Origin of the sequence: Duganella aceris, assembly GCF_011090165.1 — a bacterium.
Taxonomy (GTDB): Bacteria; Pseudomonadota; Gammaproteobacteria; order Burkholderiales; family Burkholderiaceae_D; genus Rugamonas; species Rugamonas aceris.
This window is the reverse complement of the sequence record NZ_JAADJT010000001.1, coordinates 28,148-45,551: the sequence shown is the minus strand read 5'-3', so window position 1 is coordinate 45,551 and position 17,404 is coordinate 28,148. Positions and strand designations below refer to the sequence as shown.

General features: G+C 66.6%; 14 protein-coding genes. 10 read left to right on the top strand and 4 right to left on the bottom strand.

Annotated features, from left to right (window positions below; genetic code table 11):
• The first annotated feature begins 180 nt into the window (after positions 1 to 180).
• Positions 181 to 648, top strand: coding sequence for a hypothetical protein (locus tag GW587_RS00205; RefSeq protein WP_166097298.1), 468 nt, complete (start codon positions 181 to 183; stop codon positions 646 to 648).
• Positions 649 to 732: 84 nt separating this feature from the next.
• On the opposite strand, the gene parC is transcribed toward GW587_RS00205, so the two are convergent.
• Positions 733 to 3,276: a DNA topoisomerase IV subunit A gene (gene parC, locus GW587_RS00200; protein ID WP_229259227.1), complete on the bottom strand. Its 2,544-nt coding sequence runs from the start codon at positions 3,274 to 3,276 to the stop codon at positions 733 to 735.
• A gap of 13 nt (positions 3,277 to 3,289) precedes the next feature.
• Positions 3,290 to 5,287, bottom strand: coding sequence for a DNA topoisomerase IV subunit B (locus GW587_RS00195; protein ID WP_166097297.1), 1,998 nt, complete (start codon positions 5,285 to 5,287; stop codon positions 3,290 to 3,292).
• 214 nt (positions 5,288 to 5,501) lie between these two features.
• On the opposite strand from GW587_RS00195, the gene GW587_RS00190 reads away from it, so the two are divergent.
• Genes GW587_RS00190 through GW587_RS00180 form a run of 3 tightly spaced genes read left to right on the top strand, consistent with a single transcriptional unit; the run spans position 5,502 to position 7,202 of the window.
• Positions 5,502 to 5,834, top strand: coding sequence for a hypothetical protein (locus GW587_RS00190; RefSeq protein ID WP_166097295.1), 333 nt, complete (start codon positions 5,502 to 5,504; stop codon positions 5,832 to 5,834).
• A complete protein-coding gene (locus GW587_RS00185) occupies positions 5,831 to 6,424 on the top strand; it encodes an AAA family ATPase (protein WP_166097294.1) in 594 nt (197 codons plus the stop codon). The genes GW587_RS00190 and GW587_RS00185 overlap by 4 nt, the downstream gene beginning before the upstream one ends.
• A 16-nt stretch (positions 6,425 to 6,440) precedes the next feature.
• On the top strand, positions 6,441 to 7,202 hold the full coding sequence (locus GW587_RS00180) for a TorF family putative porin (RefSeq protein ID WP_166097292.1): 762 nt from the start codon (positions 6,441 to 6,443) through the stop codon (positions 7,200 to 7,202).
• Positions 7,203 to 7,284: 82 nt separating this feature from the next.
• On the opposite strand, the gene GW587_RS00175 is transcribed toward GW587_RS00180, so the two are convergent.
• Both GW587_RS00175 and dapA read right to left on the bottom strand, forming a co-directional pair.
• Entirely contained in the window at positions 7,285 to 7,839 is a 555-nt protein-coding gene (locus GW587_RS00175; RefSeq protein ID WP_166097290.1) for a hypothetical protein, read from the bottom strand.
• Positions 7,836 to 8,711 carry a 4-hydroxy-tetrahydrodipicolinate synthase gene (dapA, locus tag GW587_RS00170; protein ID WP_166097289.1) on the bottom strand — a complete coding sequence of 292 codons (876 nt, stop codon included), beginning with the start codon at positions 8,709 to 8,711 and terminating at the stop codon, positions 7,836 to 7,838. Before dapA ends, GW587_RS00175 begins: the two co-directional genes overlap by 4 nt.
• 292 nt (positions 8,712 to 9,003) lie before the next feature.
• Between dapA and GW587_RS00165 the strand changes: the two genes are divergently transcribed.
• Genes GW587_RS00165 through kdpE form a run of 6 tightly spaced genes read left to right on the top strand, consistent with a single transcriptional unit; the run spans position 9,004 to position 17,278 of the window.
• Positions 9,004 to 9,093 carry a potassium-transporting ATPase subunit F gene (locus GW587_RS00165; RefSeq protein WP_166097288.1) on the top strand — a complete coding sequence of 30 codons (90 nt, stop codon included), beginning with the start codon at positions 9,004 to 9,006 and terminating at the stop codon, positions 9,091 to 9,093.
• Complete coding sequence (kdpA, locus tag GW587_RS00160) at positions 9,093 to 10,910, top strand: potassium-transporting ATPase subunit KdpA (RefSeq protein ID WP_166097286.1); 1,818 nt, start codon at positions 9,093 to 9,095, stop codon at positions 10,908 to 10,910. Before GW587_RS00165 ends, kdpA begins: the two co-directional genes overlap by 1 nt.
• A 33-nt stretch (positions 10,911 to 10,943) precedes the next feature.
• On the top strand, positions 10,944 to 13,028 hold the full coding sequence (gene kdpB, locus GW587_RS00155; RefSeq protein ID WP_166098993.1) for a potassium-transporting ATPase subunit KdpB: 2,085 nt from the start codon (positions 10,944 to 10,946) through the stop codon (positions 13,026 to 13,028).
• A gap of 7 nt (positions 13,029 to 13,035) precedes the next feature.
• Positions 13,036 to 13,644, top strand: coding sequence for a potassium-transporting ATPase subunit KdpC (gene kdpC, locus GW587_RS00150; RefSeq protein ID WP_166098990.1), 609 nt, complete (start codon positions 13,036 to 13,038; stop codon positions 13,642 to 13,644).
• Between the two features lie 15 nt (positions 13,645 to 13,659).
• The gene (locus GW587_RS00145; protein ID WP_166097285.1) at positions 13,660 to 16,590 is read left to right on the top strand and encodes a DUF4118 domain-containing protein; all 2,931 of its coding nucleotides are present in this window, start codon (positions 13,660 to 13,662) and stop codon (positions 16,588 to 16,590) included.
• Positions 16,583 to 17,278, top strand: a complete 696-nt coding sequence (gene kdpE / locus GW587_RS00140; protein WP_166097284.1) for a two-component system response regulator KdpE — start codon at positions 16,583 to 16,585, stop codon at positions 17,276 to 17,278. The genes GW587_RS00145 and kdpE overlap by 8 nt, the downstream gene beginning before the upstream one ends.
• Positions 17,279 to 17,404 lie beyond the last annotated feature (126 nt).

Below are 17,404 nucleotides of genomic sequence, written 5' to 3'. Positions count from 1 at the left end.
AAAGCGAGGGGAAATGCGACCGAAAAGAGAAGGTTTACCACAGGGGCTGGAAAACGCGTCCCCCTACAGGTATCCTCGGATTTATCTTTCATCGTGTTAAGTACGGTACCGTACAGAGTGCGGCGGGCATCGGGACTATTCTGTATCCCATGCACTCCAACAACACCGAAAGGAAATAACATGAATAAGATTATTGCTACCCTGATCGCCGGTCTGTTCGCCACCGCAGCCTTTGCCCAAACTCCAGCAGTGGACAAAGCGCAAGTTGAAGCCAACAAGGATGTCGCTAAAGCTCAACAAAAAGAAATGAAAGTCGACGCCAAGGCCGACAAGAAAGCCAACAAAGCGATCTCGAAAGCCGACAAGGCCCACGACGAAGCCAATGCCAAAGTCGCTGTAGAACAAGCCAAAGCCAACGAAAAAGTCGCCAAGGCCGATCCAGAAGACAAAGCCAAAGCAGCCGCCAAAGGCGACAAGAACGTAGCTAAAGCCGAAGAAAAAGCGGAAAAGAAAACCGTGAAAGCCGACGCCAAAGCCATCAAGGAAACCGTTGACGCCACCGCCGACAAAGCGCTGGCCGCCAACAAGACCGACGCAGTGAAAGCCAAATCGGCTGCCGACGTTAAAGAAGCCGCCGCCAAGCACTAAGCTGGCAGCAGCATAAAAAAAGCCCGCTGGCCTGAAGCCAGCGGGCTTTTTCACGTCGTCAGCGCAGCATCGCCGCGCCGGGGATCAGACGATAGGCGTCAACGCATCCGGCTTGATCCTGGTCGCCAAAGCCTTGCCCTTGCGGGCGCGCTTGCCGAAGTGGACCGCCAGCGCCGATGCCGACAGACGCTCTTCCTGCGCCTTGCCGCCACGGCCGATGCCGGAAACGATCACGCCCTTCTGGCTGATCGGCTTGGCCGCGATCAGCGTTTCCTTCGGATCGAGCTCCATCAGGATCACGCCGCGCCCGCCGTTGGTCAACACCTTCATCTCGTCCATGCCGAACACCAGCACCCGCGCATTGGCGGACAACACCGCCACCGCGCTGGCGCCGTCGCCGATCACCGCCGGCGGCAGCGGCACATCGCCGTCCTCCAGCGTGATGAACGCCTTGCCACCCTTGATGCGGCTGACCATGTCGCCGGCCTTGGCGATGAAGCCGAAGCCCGCGCTGGTGGACAGCATCAATTGCGTCGCGCCGCTGCCGGCGAAGTAATGCTGGATGCGCGCGCCCGACGCCAGATCGATCAGCGTGGTGATCGGCACGCCGTCGCCGCGCGCGTTCGGCAGTGCCGCCACCGGCACCGAATACACCTTGCCGTTGCTGCCGAAGGCCAGCAGATTGTCGACCGTGCGGCACTCGAAGGCGCCGTAGATCGCGTCGCCGGCCTTGAAGGTGAACTGCGCGGCGTCGTGGCCGATGCCGGTGCGGGCGCGGATCCAGCCTTTTTCCGAGATGATCACGGTGACCGGTTCGTCCACCACTTTCTGTTCGACCACCGCCTTCTGCGCTTCCTCGATCAGGGTGCGGCGCGCGTCGCCGTAGGTCTTGGCGTCGCCGTCGATTTCCTTGATGATGGCGCGCTTCATCGACGATGGATTGTCGAGCAGGTCCTGCAGCGCGGCTTTTTCCTTGCGCAGTTCGGCCAGCTCCTGCTGGATCTTGATCGCTTCCAGCCGCGCCAGTTGGCGCAGACGGATTTCCAGGATGTCCTCGGCCTGGATGTCGGACAAACGGAAGCGTTCCATCAGCGCCGCCTTCGGTTCGTCCGAATTGCGGATGATGGCGATCACTTCATCGATGTTGAGCAGGATGGTCTCGCGGCCCTCCAGAATGTGGATGCGCGCGTCGACCTTGCGCAGCTTGAACTGGGTGCGGCGGGTGACGGTGATGAAGCGGAATTCGATCCATTCCTGCAGGATCTCGGTCAGGCCCTTCTGGCGCGGGCGGCCATCGCCGCCGATCATCACCAGATTGATCGAGGCCGACGATTCGAGCGAGGTATGCGCCAGCAGCAGCAGCATGAATTCGGTCTGGTCCTGGTTCTTCGATTTCGGCTCGAACACCAGGCGCACCGGCGCGGCGCGGCCGGATTCGTCGCGGATGGTGTCCAGCGAATTGAGGATCAGCGATTTCAGCGCCAGCTGTTCCGGCGACAGCGCCTTCTTGCCCATCTTGATCTTGGGGTTGGTCAGCTCCTCGATCTCTTCCAGCACCTTCTGCGAGGAGGTGCCCGGCGGCAGTTCGGTGACCACCGCCTGCCACTGGCCGCGCGCAAGCTCTTCGATCTTCCAGCGCGCGCGCACTTTCATGCTGCCGCGCCCGGAGGCGTACATGTCGCTGATCTGCGAGGCAGGCGTGATGATCTGGCCGCCGCCCGGGAAGTCCGGGCCCGGCACCATCGCCATCAATTCGGCGTGCGAGATCTTCGGATTGCGGATCATGGCGACGGCGGCGCCGGCCACCTCGCCCAGGTTGTGCGACGGGATTTCCGTCGCCAGACCGACCGCGATGCCGGAGGCGCCGTTCAGCAGCACCATCGGCAGGCGCGCCGGCAGCAGGCATGGTTCCTCGGTCGAGCCGTCGTAGTTGGCCTGGAATTCGACGGTGCCGAGGTTGATCTCGTCCATCAGCACCTTGGCGATCGGCGTCAAGCGCGCTTCGGTGTAGCGCATCGCCGCCGCGCCGTCGCCGTCGCGCGAGCCGAAGTTGCCCTGGCCGTCGACCAGCGGATAGCGCAGCGAGAAGTCCTGCGCCATGCGCACCATGGCGTCGTACACCGACTGGTCGCCGTGCGGGTGCAGTTTACCCAGCACGTCGCCGACCACGGTGGCCGACTTGCGCGGCTTGGCGGTGCTGTTCAGGCCCATTTCGTTCATCGCGTACAGGATGCGGCGCTGCACCGGCTTCTGACCGTCGCACACGTCCGGCAGCGCGCGGCCCTTGACCACCGAGATGGCGTAGTCGAGGTAGGCGCGTTCGGCGAAGGTGGACAGGGTCAGCGTGTCGCCGCCGTCGCCGTCGCCATCGCCGCCGTCGCCGATCGGACCGCCGGGAACGTCGCCGTCACCGCCGCCGCCGTTGCCGTCCATGCCGCCGCCGGCGCCGACGTCGGCCGCTTCGGCAGGGGTGGCCGGGGCGGCCGCGCTACCCGCGTCGCCCGCGTCGACCAGCGCGCGGCCGGTGTCCGCGCCTTGCGGCGCAGCGGCGCTCGTGGCGGCGGGCGCCTGCTTGCCCGGCGCCTGTTCCGGCGCCGGTTCGTCAAAGAGATTTGCTTGTTGAGTCATAGTCGTTCAAATATTAGATGTCTGCTTCGGCTTCGTTGCCGTGTTCTTCGATCCAGGCGCGGCGGGCGGCGGCTTCGCCTTTACCCATCAGCATGTTGAAGCGCGCGGCCGATTCGCCGTGGCCGTAGCCGCCCAGCGACACCGGCAGCAAACGGCGCGTATCCGGGTTCATCGTGGTTTCCCACAGCTGTTCCGCGTTCATCTCGCCCAAGCCTTTGAAGCGCGAGATCGACCAGGCGCCTTCCTTCAGGCCGTCCTTGCGCAGCTTGTCCTCGATCGCCACCAGTTCGCCGGCGTCGAGCGCGTACAGCTTCTGGATCGGCTTCTTGCCGCGCGCCGGCGCGTCGACGCGGTACAGCGGCGGCCGGGCGATGCAGATATTGCCGTTGGCGATCAGGCCGGGGAAGTGCTTGAAGAACAGCGTCAGCAACAGCACCTGGATGTGCGAGCCGTCGACGTCCGCATCGGAGAGGATGCAGATTTTCCCGTAGCGCAGGCCGGACAGGTCGGGCATGGTGTCGACCGAATGCGGGTCGACGCCGATGGCGACCGAGATGTCGTGGATCTCGTTGTTGGCGAACAGCCGGTCCTTGTCGGTCTCCCACGAATTGAGCACCTTGCCGCGCAGCGGCAGGATGGCCTGGAATTCCTTGTCGCGGCCCATCTTGGCCGAACCGCCCGCCGAGTCGCCCTCGACCAGGAACAATTCGGTGCGGGCGACATCGCTCGATTCGCAGTCGGTCAGCTTGCCCGGCAGGACCGCCACGCCGGACGATTTCTTCTTCTCGACCTTTTGCAACGAGCGCAGACGCGATTGCGCCTGCTTGATGACCAGCTCCGCCAGCTTCTTGCCGTAGTCGACGTGATGGTTCAGCCACAGCTCCAGCGCCGGCTTGGAATAGGTCGACACCAGCCGTACCGCGTCGCGCGAATTCAGGCGCTCCTTGATCTGGCCCTGGAACTGCGGGTCGAGCACTTTTGCGGATAACACAAACGAAACGCGCGCGAACACGTCCTCCGGCAGCAGCTTGACGCCCTTCGGCAGCAGCGAGTGCATCTCGACGAAGCTCTTCACCGCGCCGTACAAGCCGTCGCGCAGGCCGGATTCGTGGGTGCCGCCGTTCGGCGTCGGAATCAGGTTGACGTAGGATTCGCGCACCACCGCGCCGGTCTCGGTCCACGCCACCACCCAGGCCGCGCCTTCGCCCTCGGCGAAGCCTTCGGCGTCCGGGCCGGCGAACTGCGCGCCCTCGAACAGCGGGATCAGCGTCTCGCCGTCGGTGGCCTGGGCCAGCGCCTCGGTCAGATAGCCGCGCAGGCCGTCGTTGTACTGCCAGGTCTGTGACTCGCCGGTCTTGGCGTTGGCCAGCGTGACGGTCACGCCGGGCAGCAGCACCGCCTTGGAGCGCAGCAGGCGTTGCAGCTCGGTCTGCGAGATCGCGGCCGAGTCGAAGTATTTGGCGTCCGGCCAGGCGGTGACGCGGGTGCCGGACTTCTTGCCGTCGCGCGGCGCCACCACCGAGGACAGCGGCTCGACCACGTCGCCGTGCTCGAACGCCAGCTTGTGCAGGCCGGTGCCGTCGGGCTCCTTGCGCCACACGGTGATCTCCAGCCGCTTCGACAGCGCGTTGGTGACCGAGACGCCGACGCCGTGCAGGCCGCCGGAGAAGGCATAGGCGCCGCCCGAGCCCTTGTCGAATTTACCGCCGGCGTGCAGCCGGGTGAAGACGATTTCCACCGTCGGCACGCCTTCCTCCGGGTGCAGGCCGACCGGGATGCCGCGGCCGTCGTCCTCCACGGTGATGCTGCCGTCGGCGTTCTGGGTGACGACGATGTTCTTGCAATGGCCGCCCAGCGCCTCATCGGAGGCGTTGTCGATCACCTCCTGGATGATGTGCAGCGGATTCTCGGTGCGGGTGTACATGCCCGGGCGTTGCTTGACGGGTTCGAGTCCTTTGAGGACGCGGATGGAGGCTTCGCTGTAGTCGGAAACGGGTTTTTTAGTGGCCATACGTGATCAAGCTTGTCATTTCGATACTGGGTTTATGTACAGTTTTATGCGGACGTTTGCGTATTCTATCCTCAACCGGCCGGAATCGCGGCAAAAAAACGGCGCGGCCCAATTTATACACGATGTTTACGGGGGCCGGCCGCCTTTTTAGACCGTTTTTACGCGCGCCTCGATAAGCTGTTCGATATCGCAACGCTGAAGACGGAGGTCCAGAATGCACGCATTTTTCCACACCAAGTCCGCGCAACGCCGCTCATTGTGGGCCGCCGAGGCCCGCGCGCGGGCGCCGCGTCCGTGCCTGATGCAGCTGACCGTGGACAGCGGATCGGTCACCGCGCTGCGCGCCCTGGTGATGCGCACCTGCGGCGACGCCATGGATTTCATGCGCATCGAGGCCTGCGACCACGGCGCCCGCGTCAAGGTCTGGCTGTGCCTTTCGCGCGCCATGGCCGGGCAGGTGATGGTGGCCGTGATGCGCGCCTTGCCGGGCGCGGAGTTCGGCCGCATGACGGGGCTGGAGTCGCCAGTCGCGCAGGGGGCGGCATGATCGTCGCCATCGCCAACCAGAACGGCGGCGCCGGCAAGACCATCATCGCCAACAACCTGGCGCTGCTGCGCACCCGCAGCGGACGCAGGGTGATGCTGGTCGACACCGACCCGCGCGGCGCCTCGTGCGCCTGGTGCGGCGAGTTGGCCGCCGCCGGCGTGCAGCCGCGCGTCGCCGCGCGCGCCATCACCGGCCGCACGCTGGAGCACGACCTGGAGCTGCTGCGCACCCGCTACAACGACATCGTCATCGACACCGAGGGCCGCGACACGGTCGAAAGCCGCGCCGCGCTGATCGCCGCGCGGCTGGCGGTGGTGCCGGTGACGCCGGATCAGGCCGACCTGTCGAGCCAATACAAACTGATCGCCCGCCTCAATTGCGCGCGCATGTTCAACCCCGGCCTGCGGGTGCTGTTCGTGCTGGTCGCCGACCACGGCGGCGAGCCCGACGAAGCGCAGCGCGCCGCCGTGCGCGCCTACGCGGCGCGGGTGATGTCGGCCACGCTGGCCGGCACCATCCTGCACGCGCAGGGCCAGGCGCCGGCCGACATGGACGCGCTGTACCGCGAAGTATTTTTCACCCACCACTAAGTAGAAAGACCGCACCATGAACAAGATGATTCTCGCCGCAGCCCTTATCGCTGCTTTCACCGGCAGCCTCGCCTACGCCGAGGATGCCGCGCCGGCCGCCAAGCCGGACAACGAAACCAGCTTCAACGCCGCCGTGGTCAGCGACTACCGCTATCGCGGCATCTCGCAGACCCGCCTGAAACCCGCGCTGCAGGGCGGCTTCGACTACGTCAACAACCCGAGCGGCCTGTATGCGGGCGCCTGGCTGTCGAGCATCAAGTGGACCAAGGACGCCGGCGGCGACGGCCACGTCGAAGTGGACCTCTACGCCGGCAAGCGCGGCCAGCTGACCGACGCGGTGGCCTACGATGTCGGCGTGCTGACCTATGTGTACCCGTCCAACGACCTGAAACACGTCAGCGGCTTCGTCAACGCCGACACCACCGAGATCTACGGCCAGTTGGCCTACGGCCCGGCGTATATCAAGTACTCGCACGCGGTGACCAATCTGTTCGCCTTCGTCGACAGCAAGAACAGCGGCTACGTCGACCTCGGCGCCAACCTCGACGCCGGCGACGGCTACACCATCAACCTGCACGCCGGCCACCAGGAAGTGAAGCACAACGACGCCGCCAGCTATACCGACTGGAAGCTTGGCGTCACGCGCGACTTCGGCGTGGTCAGCGGCGCGCTGGCCGTGATCGGCACCAACGCCGGCAAGACCGCCTACGCCTCGCCGGCCAACGGCAAATTCCTCGGCAAGACCGCCTTGCAGCTGACCGTCAGCAAAGTGTTCTGATCCCCGCCGCCGCCCGCGCCCGTGCCGGCGCTACGGCGGCGGCTTTGCCCAGCGTGGCCCGCCCTTGTCCGGCGGGCCTTTTTTATAGCGTCGCCACGTGGTTGCGGAAGATCTCGCGATAGAGATGGCGCACTTCGGGCGCGCACAGTTTGCGGTCCGCTTTGTAGACGTCCAGTTCCAGCTCGCTGTGATGGGAGTGATACGAATCGCCGCCGTCGTCGAGCACCAGCGTGTCGGCCAGGCGGGCGTGGCGCAACTGGGCCACGAACACCAGCACGCATCCGGTCTGGTGCGCCGACAGCGGGCGGCGGCCGTGCGCCACCGTCACCAGCACCCGCGCGCCGGGATTGGCCTGCTGCGCGGCCCGCAGCCGATCCAGCAGCAGCCGCTGGCCGCCGTGCTCCAGCGCCTCCGGCCGCAACAGCACCACGATCACCGCCGCCCGCGCCAGCGCGCGGTCCTCGCCGCGCCGCGACACGTCGATCAGCAGATCGTCGAACAACTGCGGATCGTAAGGACCGGGATTGGGCGACACCAGCAGCACCCGCTTGCCGGCGGCCACCCGCAGCATCGCCAGATCCTCGGCCAGATCGGAGACGGCGCCATCGCCTTCGCTGCCGGTCAATGCGACGATCATACGGCCTCCAGGGCATCCAGCGCCGCCGCCAGCCGCGACCCGCATCCGGCGCTGGCGGGCGTCATCGGCAGGCGCAGTTCGTCGCGCATCAGGCCCTGCATGGCCAGCGCCGCCTTCAACGGCGCCGGATTCGGCTCCGAGAACAGCAGTTGTATCATCGGCAGCAGCAACGCGAACAAGGCGCGCGCCTCGTCCAGCCGCTGCGCCCGCACCAGCTCATACAGCCGCACATACAAGTCCGGCCTGATATGCGCCGATGCCGAAATCGCCCCATGCCCGCCATGGCACAACGCGGAGAACAGCAACGCATCGTCGCCGCACAACACCGCCAACGGCGTGTGCTCGACCAGCTCCGCCATCCGCCGCACACTGCCACCGGCCTCCTTGATGGCGGCGAATTGCGGCCGCTCCGCCAACCTGCGCGCGCTCCCCAGCTCCAGATCGACGCCGGTGCGCGCCGGCACGTTGTACAGCACGATCGGCCGCTCGGTTGATTCGGCGATGGTCTCGAAATGCCGCACCAGCCCCTCCTGCGACGGCCGCACATAAGCCGGCGTGGAGACCAGATACCCCGCCAGCTCCATGTCGTCGAACTGCAGCACGCGGCTGGCGGCGGCGAAGGTGTCGCTGCCGCCTATGCCCATCAGCACCGGACAGCGCTTGTGCGCCGTCTCCAGCACCGCCGCCAGCGCCGCGCTTTGCTCGGCCAGGTCGAGCTGCGGCGCCTCGCCGGTGGTGCCGCACACCACCAGCCCGTGCACGCCGCGCGCGATCAGGCCGTCGGCCAGCGCCTGCAAACGTGATAAATCGATTTCGCCATGATGCATCGGCGTGACCAGCGGCACCCAGATGCCGTGTAAAGAAGTAAACATGATTTCCATAGGGAGTGACGATGGAAAAATCGTATTCCCCGGCGCGTAAAAATGTTCTAAAGAGTCGCGCCCGCCCCGTAAACAAAGCGTAAATGCCGGCCATTTTTACGCTTTGTTTACACCCCGTCCGCAAGTCTTTACAAAATCTTTAGACCCTTGCCGCTAACCTTCACGCTATCAAAACAAGACCTGTGAGGGATGTAATGGACATCGTATTTATTGGGGTAATGCTGGCTTTCCTTGCCGTGACCGTGGCGTTCGCCGTCGGCTGCGACAAGCTGGGAGGCCAGCCATGAACATCTTCTACCTGATCGGCGCCATCGCCGCCGGCGGCCTGCTGGTGTACCTGATCGTCGCCCTGTTGAAAGCGGAGGAACTGTAATGACCGCACAATCTATCATCATGCTGGTGATGTTTCTGGTCGTGCTGCTGGCGCTGGCCTGGCCGCTCGGCATCCTGCTGACCCGCATCGGCGACGGCGGCGCCATTCCAGGCATGGGCTGGATGGCCCGCATCGAACAGCTGCTGTACCGCGCCGCCGGCGTCGCCGGAAAAGATGGCGCGCCCGAAGGCCAGGCCTGGAAAGCCTACGCCATCGCGCTGCTGCTGTTCAACGGCATCGGCGCGCTGGCCGTCTACGCGCTGCAACGAGTGCAGGCCTTCCTGCCGTTGAACCCGCAGGGCCTGGCCAACGTCAGCCCCGACTCCTCGTTCAACACCGCTGTCAGCTTCGTCGCCAACACCAACTGGCAGGGCTACAGCGGCGAGCAGACCATGAGTTACCTGACCCAGATGCTGGTGCTGACGGGGCAGAACTTCTTCTCGGCCGCCACCGGCATCGCCGTCGCCTTTGCGCTGATCCGCGGCTTCTCGTCGCGCTCCGCCAAATCGATCGGCAACTTCTGGGCCGACGTCACCCGCTCCACGCTGTACCTGCTGCTGCCGCTGTCGCTGCTGTTCGCGGTGTTCCTGATGGGGCAGGGCGTTATCCAGAACTTCTCGGCCTACAAGGAAGTGCAGCTGCTGGACACGGTCAGCTACAGCGTGCCGAAAACGGGCGCCGACGGCCAGCCGCTGCTGGACGCCAAGGGCGCGCCGGTCACCGAAGCGCTGACCGCCACCACGCAGACCATCGCCATGGGCCCGGTCGCGTCGCAGGAAGCGATCAAGATGCTGGGCACCAACGGCGGTGGCTTCTTCAACGCCAACTCGGCCCACCCTTACGAGAACCCGACCGCGCTGGCCAATTTCATGCAGATGCTGGCGATCTTCATCATCCCGGCCGGCCTGTGCTTCGCCTTCGGCCGCATGGTCGGCGACCGGCGCCAGGGCTGGGCGGTGCTGGGCGCGATGACGCTGCTGTTCGTCGCCTGCACGGTGTTCGTGCTGGGCGCCGAGCAGGCCGCGCATCCCGCGCTGCAAGCCTTGAACGTCGACCAGACCATGAGCGCGCTGCAATCGGGCGGCAATATGGAAGGCAAGGAGACCCGCTTCGGCATCAGCGCCTCGGCCTTGTTCGCCGCCGTCACCACCGCCGCCTCGTGCGGCGCCGTCAACGCCATGCACGATTCCTTCATGCCGATCGGCGGCATGATCCCCATGCTGCTGATCCAGTTCGGCGAAGTGATCTTCGGCGGCGTCGGCTCCGGCCTGTACGGCATGCTGGTGTTCGCCATCATGGCGGTGTTCATCGCCGGCCTGATGATCGGCCGCACGCCGGAATACCTGGGCAAGAAGATCCAGGCCTATGAAATGAAAATGACCTCGATCGCCATCCTGGTCACGCCGACGCTGGTGCTGGCCGGCACCGCCATCGCCGTCATGTGCGACGCCGGCAAGGCCGGCATCGCCAACCCCGGCGCGCATGGCTTCTCGGAAATCCTGTACGCCTTCAGCTCGGCCGCCAACAACAACGGCAGCGCCTTCGCCGGCCTGTCCGCCAACACGCCGTTCTACAACACGATGCTGGCGATCGCCATGTGGTTCGGCCGCTTCGCGATGATCGTGCCGATTCTCGCCATCGCCGGTTCGCTGGCCGGCAAGAAGCGGCTGGAGGCCAACGCCGGCACCATGCCGACCCACGGCCCGATGTTCATCGGCCTGCTATGCGGCGTGGTCGCCCTGGTCGGCGTGTTGAATTACGTTCCGGCGCTGGCGCTCGGCCCTGTGGTCGAACACCTGCAGCTGTTTGCAAAATAAGGAGTCACCATGTCGCAATCCGTTCAAAAAGAGATGACGATCTTCACCAACCCGCCCGCCAAGAAGCTCAGGATGTTTGATTCCGAGCTGCTGGCGCCGGCGATCGCCGACTCGTTCCGCAAGCTTGGCCCGCGCACCCAGTTGCGCAGCCCCGTGATGTTCGTGGTCTACATCGGCAGCATCATCACCACGCTGCTGTACCTGCAATCGCTGGGCGGCAAGGGCGAGGCCAGTTCCGGCTTCATCCTCGCCACCACCGTGTGGCTGTGGTTCACGGTGCTGTTCGCGAACTTCGCCGAAGCGATGGCCGAAGGCCGCAGCAAGGCGCAGGCGGCATCGCTGCGCAGCCTGAAACAGACCGTGGTGGCCAAGAAGCTGGCCACGCCGAAGCACGGCACCACCTGGCTGCCGCAGCCGGCGCTGGACCTGCGCAAGGGCCACTACATCCTGGTCGAAGCGGGCGACGTGATCCCGATCGACGGCGAAGTGATCGAAGGCGTGGCCTCGGTCGACGAAAGCGCCATCACCGGCGAATCGGCGCCGGTGATCCGCGAGTCCGGTGGCGACTTCTCGTCGGTCACCGGCGGCACCCGCGTGCTGTCGGACTGGCTGGTGGTCAAGGTCACCGCCAACCCAGGCGAGACCTTCCTCGACCGCATGATCGCGATGGTCGAAGGCGCCAAGCGCCAGAAGACCCCGAACGAAATCGCGCTGACCATCCTGCTGGTGGCGCTGACCATCGTGTTCCTGATCGTCACCGTGACGCTGCTGCCGTTCTCGCTGTTCTCGGTGGCCGCCGCCGGCAGTGGCACGCCGATCACCATCACGGTGCTGATCGCGCTGCTGGTGTGCCTGATCCCGACCACCATCGGCGGCCTGCTGTCGGCCATCGGCGTGGCCGGCATGAGCCGCATGATGCAGGCCAACGTGATCGCCACCTCCGGCCGCGCGGTCGAAGCGGCGGGCGATGTCGACGTGCTGCTGCTGGATAAAACCGGCACCATCACGCTGGGCAACCGCCAGGCCTCGGCCTTCTTCGCCGCGCCGGGCGTCACCGAGCAACAGCTGGCCGACGTGGCGCAACTGGCCTCGCTGGCCGACGAAACGCCGGAAGGCCGCAGCATCGTGGTGCTGGCCAAGCAGAAGTTCAACATCCGCGAACGCGAGATGGCGTCGCTGAACGCCGTGTTCGTGCCGTTCACCGCGCAGACCCGCATGAGCGGGCTGGATATCGGCCAGCGCGCCGTGCGCAAGGGCGCCGCCGACACCGTGCGCCAGTACGTCGAGTCACTGGGCCAGACCTATCCGGCCGAAGTCGCGCGCGCCGTGGACGACGTCTCGCGCCGCGGCAGCACGCCGCTGGTGGTGGTCGACGCCGGCCGCGTCATGGGCGTGGTCGAGCTGAAGGACATCGTCAAGGGCGGCATCAAGGAACGCTTCGCCGAACTGCGGCGCATGGGCATCAAGACCGTGATGATCACCGGCGACAACAAGCTGACCGCCGCCGCCATCGCCGCCGAAGCGGGCGTCGACGACTTCCTGGCCGAAGCCACGCCGGAGGACAAGCTGAAACTGATCCGCAGCTACCAGTCCGAAGGCCGGCTGGTCGCGATGACCGGCGACGGCACCAACGACGCGCCGGCGCTGGCCCAGGCCGACGTCGCGGTGGCGATGAACTCCGGCACGCAGGCCGCCAAGGAGGCCGGCAACATGGTCGATCTGGATTCGAATCCGACCAAGCTGCTGGAGATCGTCGAAATCGGCAAGCAGATGCTGATGACGCGCGGCTCGCTGACCACGTTCTCGATCTCGAACGACATCGCCAAATACTTCGCCATCATCCCGGCCGCCTTCGTCGGCACCTATCCGCAGCTGAAGGCGCTCGACATCATGCATCTGGCCAGCCCGTCGTCGGCCATCATGTCGGCGGTGATCTTCAACGCGCTGATCATCGTCGCGCTGATCCCGCTGGCGCTCAAGGGCGTGCAGTACCGCGCCATCGGCGCCGTCGCGCTGTTGCGCCGCAACCTGCTGCTGTACGGCGTGGGCGGCATCGTGCTGCCGTTCATCGGCATCAAGGCGATCGACATGCTGCTGTCGGCGTTCAACCTGGTTTAAGGAGTCCATCATGTCCCCTATTCGTCCCGCCCTCGTCGTCTTCAGCGCACTGACGCTGATCTGCGGCGTGATCTACCCGCTGGCCGTCACCGGCATCGGCGCCGCCGCGTTCCCGGCGCAGGCCGGCGGCAGCATCGTCGAAGTCAACGGCAAAGCGGTCGGCTCGACGCTGATCGGCCAGTCGTTCACGTCGCCGCATTACTTCTGGGGCCGTCCGTCGGCCACCGCGCCGATGGCCAACAACGCCGCCGGCTCCAGCGGCGCCAATCAAGGCCCGCTCAACCCGGCGCTGCTCGACGCCGTCAAAGGCCGCATCGACGCGCTCAAGGCGGCCGACCCGGCCAACACGCAGGCGATCCCGGTCGACCTGGTGACGGCGTCGGCCAGCGGCCTCGATCCGGAGATCAGCCTGGCGGCGGCGCGCTATCAAGCGAACCGCGTCGCCGCCGCGCGCAAGATGCCGGCCGAGCAGGTGCTGGCGCTGATCGACACCCATCAGCGGAAGCAGTACCTGGGCTTCTTCGGCGAACCGCGCGTCAACGTGCTGGCGCTGAACCTGGCGCTGGACCAGGCGAAGCCGATGCGATTGGCGGCGGCGCCGGCCGATCCGCAGTAAAATCGCCGGATGTCCATGTTCCCCAACGATAGCGTCCGGCCCGACCCCGACGCGCTGCTGGCGCAAGTCCAGGCGCAGGAGCGCAAGGCCGCGCGCGGCAAGCTGCGCATCTACTTCGGCGCCTCGGCCGGCGTCGGCAAGACCTACGCCATGCTGGCCGCCGCGCGCAAGCTGCAGGCCGGCGGGCAGACGGTGCTGGTCGGCGTGGTCGAAACGCACGGCCGCAGCGAGACGGCGGCCATGCTGGAGGGACTGGACGTGCTGCCGCCGAAGGCGGTCGAGCATCGCGGCAGGCGCATCGCCGAATTCGATCTCGACGGCGCGCTGGCGCGCCAGCCGCCGCTGATCCTGATGGACGAGCTGGCGCACTCCAACGCGCCCGGATCGCGCCATCCGAAGCGCTGGCAGGACGTCGAAGAGCTGCTCGACGCCGGCATCGACGTGCTCACCACCGTCAATGTGCAGCACCTGGAAAGCCTGAACGACGTGGTCGGCGGCATCACCGGCATCCGCGTCGGCGAGACCGTGCCGGACACGGTGTTCGACCAGGCCGACGAAGTGGTGCTGGTCGACATCCCGGCCGACGAGCTGCTGGCGCGGCTGAAGAGCGGCAAGGTGTACCAGGAACAGCAGGCCGAGCGCGCGTCGAAGAACTTCTTCCGCAAGGGGAACCTGATCGCGCTGCGCGAACTGGCGCTGCGCCGCACCGCCGACCGCATCGAGGACGACGTGCGCGCCTACCGCGTCGAGCAATCGATCGGCGACATCTGGAAGACCGGCGCCGCGCTGCTGGCCTGCGTCGGCCCGCGTCCCGGCGGCGAGCACACGGTGCGCAGCACGGCGCGGCTGGCCGGCCAGCTGGGCACCGGCTGGCACGCGATCTACATCGAAACCCCCGCGCTGCAACGGCTGCCGGCCGCGCAGCGCGAACAGATCCTCAAGACGCTGAAGCTGGCCGAGGAGCTGGGCGCCACCACCGCCGTCATCTCCGGCCACGACATCGCGCTGGCCGCGGTGGATTACGCGCGTGAGCACAACCTGTCCAAGATCGTCATGGGGCGCGGCCACCCGACGTGGCCATGGCGCCGGCCGCACATCAAGCGGCTGGCCGACTACGCGCCCGACATCGACCTGATCGAAATCGGCGAACCGCGCAACGAAGCACCGGCGGCGCAAGCGCGGACCGGCGAAGGTAGCTGGGGCGCGGACCCGGACTACGACCAGAACGGCGCCGACGCGCGCGCCGCTGGTGCTGGTGCCGCTGGCACGGCCGGATGGGCCGGCACGAGCGGATCGGGCGCGCGCGGAACGGGCGAGTCGCGCGGCGCGGGCGGCATCGCGGCCGACGGCTGGCCCGCCGCAGGCCCGCACGCGGCATCGCAGGCCGCCCTGACGCGCCGGCGCGCCACCGGCTACATCGCCGCCGCCGTCGCCAGCCTGGCCACCGCGCTGGCGGCCACGCCGCTGCTGGCCTATCTCGACCTGGCCAACATCGCCATGCTGTTCCTGCTGGTGGTGGTGCTGGTGGGCGTGCGCTTCGGACGCGGACCATCGGTGATGGCCACCTGCGTCAGTGTCGCCTGCTTCGACTTCTTCTTCGTCGCACCGCGCTTCACCTTCGCCGTCACCGACTTCCAATACCTGATCACCTTCGTGGTGATGCTGGCGGTGGGCCTGATCACCGGCCACCTGACGGCCGACCTGCGCTTCCAGGCGCGGGTCGCCTCGCACCGCGAAAAGCGCTCGCGCGCGCTGTACGAATTCGCCCGCGAACTATCCGGCGCACTGCAGACCGAACAGATTTTCGACACCACGCAAAGCTTCATCCAGCGCGCCTTCCGCGCCCGCGCCACATTGCTGGTGCCGGACGACGAAGGCCGCCTGCGGCCGCCACCCCCGGAAGCCGCCGATACCGCCGCGCACGCCGGCACCGTGGCCGGCGCCGGTCCGCGCGCCGCGCCGCTGGACCTCGGCATCGCCCAATGGGCATTCGACCGCGCCGAAAGCGCCGGCCTGGGCACCGGCACGCTGCCGGCCAGCCGCATCTTCTACCTGCCGCTGGTGGCCCCGATGCGCACGCGCGGCGTGCTCGCGATCGAACCCGAGCATCGGCGCTGGATCCTGATCCCCGAACAGCGGCAACAGCTCGACACGTTCGCCGCGCTGGCCGCCATCGCGCTGGAGCGGGTGCACTACATCGAAGTCGCGCAAAACGCCCTGGTCAACATGGAGTCCGAACGGCTGCGCAACTCGCTGCTGGCCGCGCTGTCGCACGACCTGCGCACGCCGCTGACATCGCTGGTCGGCCTATCGGAATCGCTGGCCGGCTCCAAACCCACGCTGGCGCAAGCGCAGCTGGACGTCGCCGCCGCGCTGCACGACGAAGCGCTGCGCATGAGCGCACTGGTGTCGAACCTGCTCGACATGGCGCGCATCCAGAGCGGCGAAGTCAAATTCAACCTGCAATGGCAACCGCTGGAAGAAGTGGTCGGCAGCGCGCTGCGCGCCAGCGGCTCGATGCTGAAGGGGCACAAGGTGCGCACGCAGCTTCCCTACGACCTGCCGCTGCTGCGCTACGACGCGGTGTTGATCGAGCGGGTGCTCAGCAACCTGCTGGAAAACGCCGCCAAATACACGCCGCCCGGCTCGCGCATCGAGATCAGCGCCGCGCTGCACGGGGTCTGGATCAACATCATGGTCTATGATGACGGCCCGGGCCTGCCGCAGGGGCGCGAAGAAGCGATCTTTGAAAAATTCACCCGGGGCGAGCGTGAATCGGCCAAGCCGGGCGTCGGACTGGGGCTGGCGATCTGCCGCGCCATCGTCGAAGCGCACGGCGGCCGCATTGCGGCGGCGCCGTCGCCGCTGGGCGGAGCCGCCTTCGTCATCACGCTGCCGCTGGGCACACCGCCGGCCATGCCAGAGGAAGAAGCACATCATGAATGACACCGCACCGACCGCCTTGCTGGTCGAAGACGAACCGCAGATCCGCCGCTTCGTGCGCGCCGCGCTGGAGGAGGAGGGCTGGCAGGTGCACGAAGCCGCGACGCTGCAACGGGGCCTGATCGACGCCGGCACGCGCAAGCCGGACCTGATCGTGCTGGACCTCGGGCTGCCGGACGGCGACGGCATCGACTTCGTCACCGACGTGCGCAAATGGTCGACGGTGCCGGTGATCGTGCTGTCGGCGCGGGTCAACGAAGCCGACAAGATCCGCGCGCTGGACGCCGGCGCCGACGACTACCTGACCAAACCGTTCGGCGTCGGCGAACTGCTGGCCCGCGTGCGCGCGACCTTGCGCCGCCAACGCCAGCCGGCGGCCGACAATGCCGGCCTGATCCAGTTCGGCGACGTCGCGGTCGACCTGCAGAACCGCCGCGTCACGCGCGGCGGCGAAAACGTACACCTGACGCCGACCGAATACCGGCTGCTGGCGGTCCTGGTCAGCAACGCCGGCCGCGTGATGACCAACCCGCAGCTGCTGCGCGCGGTGTGGGGGCCATCGCAATCGGAGAACGGCCACTACCTGCGGATCTACATGGGCCACCTGCGCCACAAGCTCGAAGCCGACCCCACCCAACCGCGTTACCTGCTGACCGAAACCGCCGTCGGCTACCGGCTCCAGCTGCCCTAAAACTCCGGGGTCAGAGCTAAAAACTGGACACGAGCTCATGTCCAGTTTTTAGCTCTGACCCCGGAGTTTTAGGACATTTCGTTCCGCGCCGAAGCGTTGTGGCGGGGCGATCGCTATAGTCTCTTC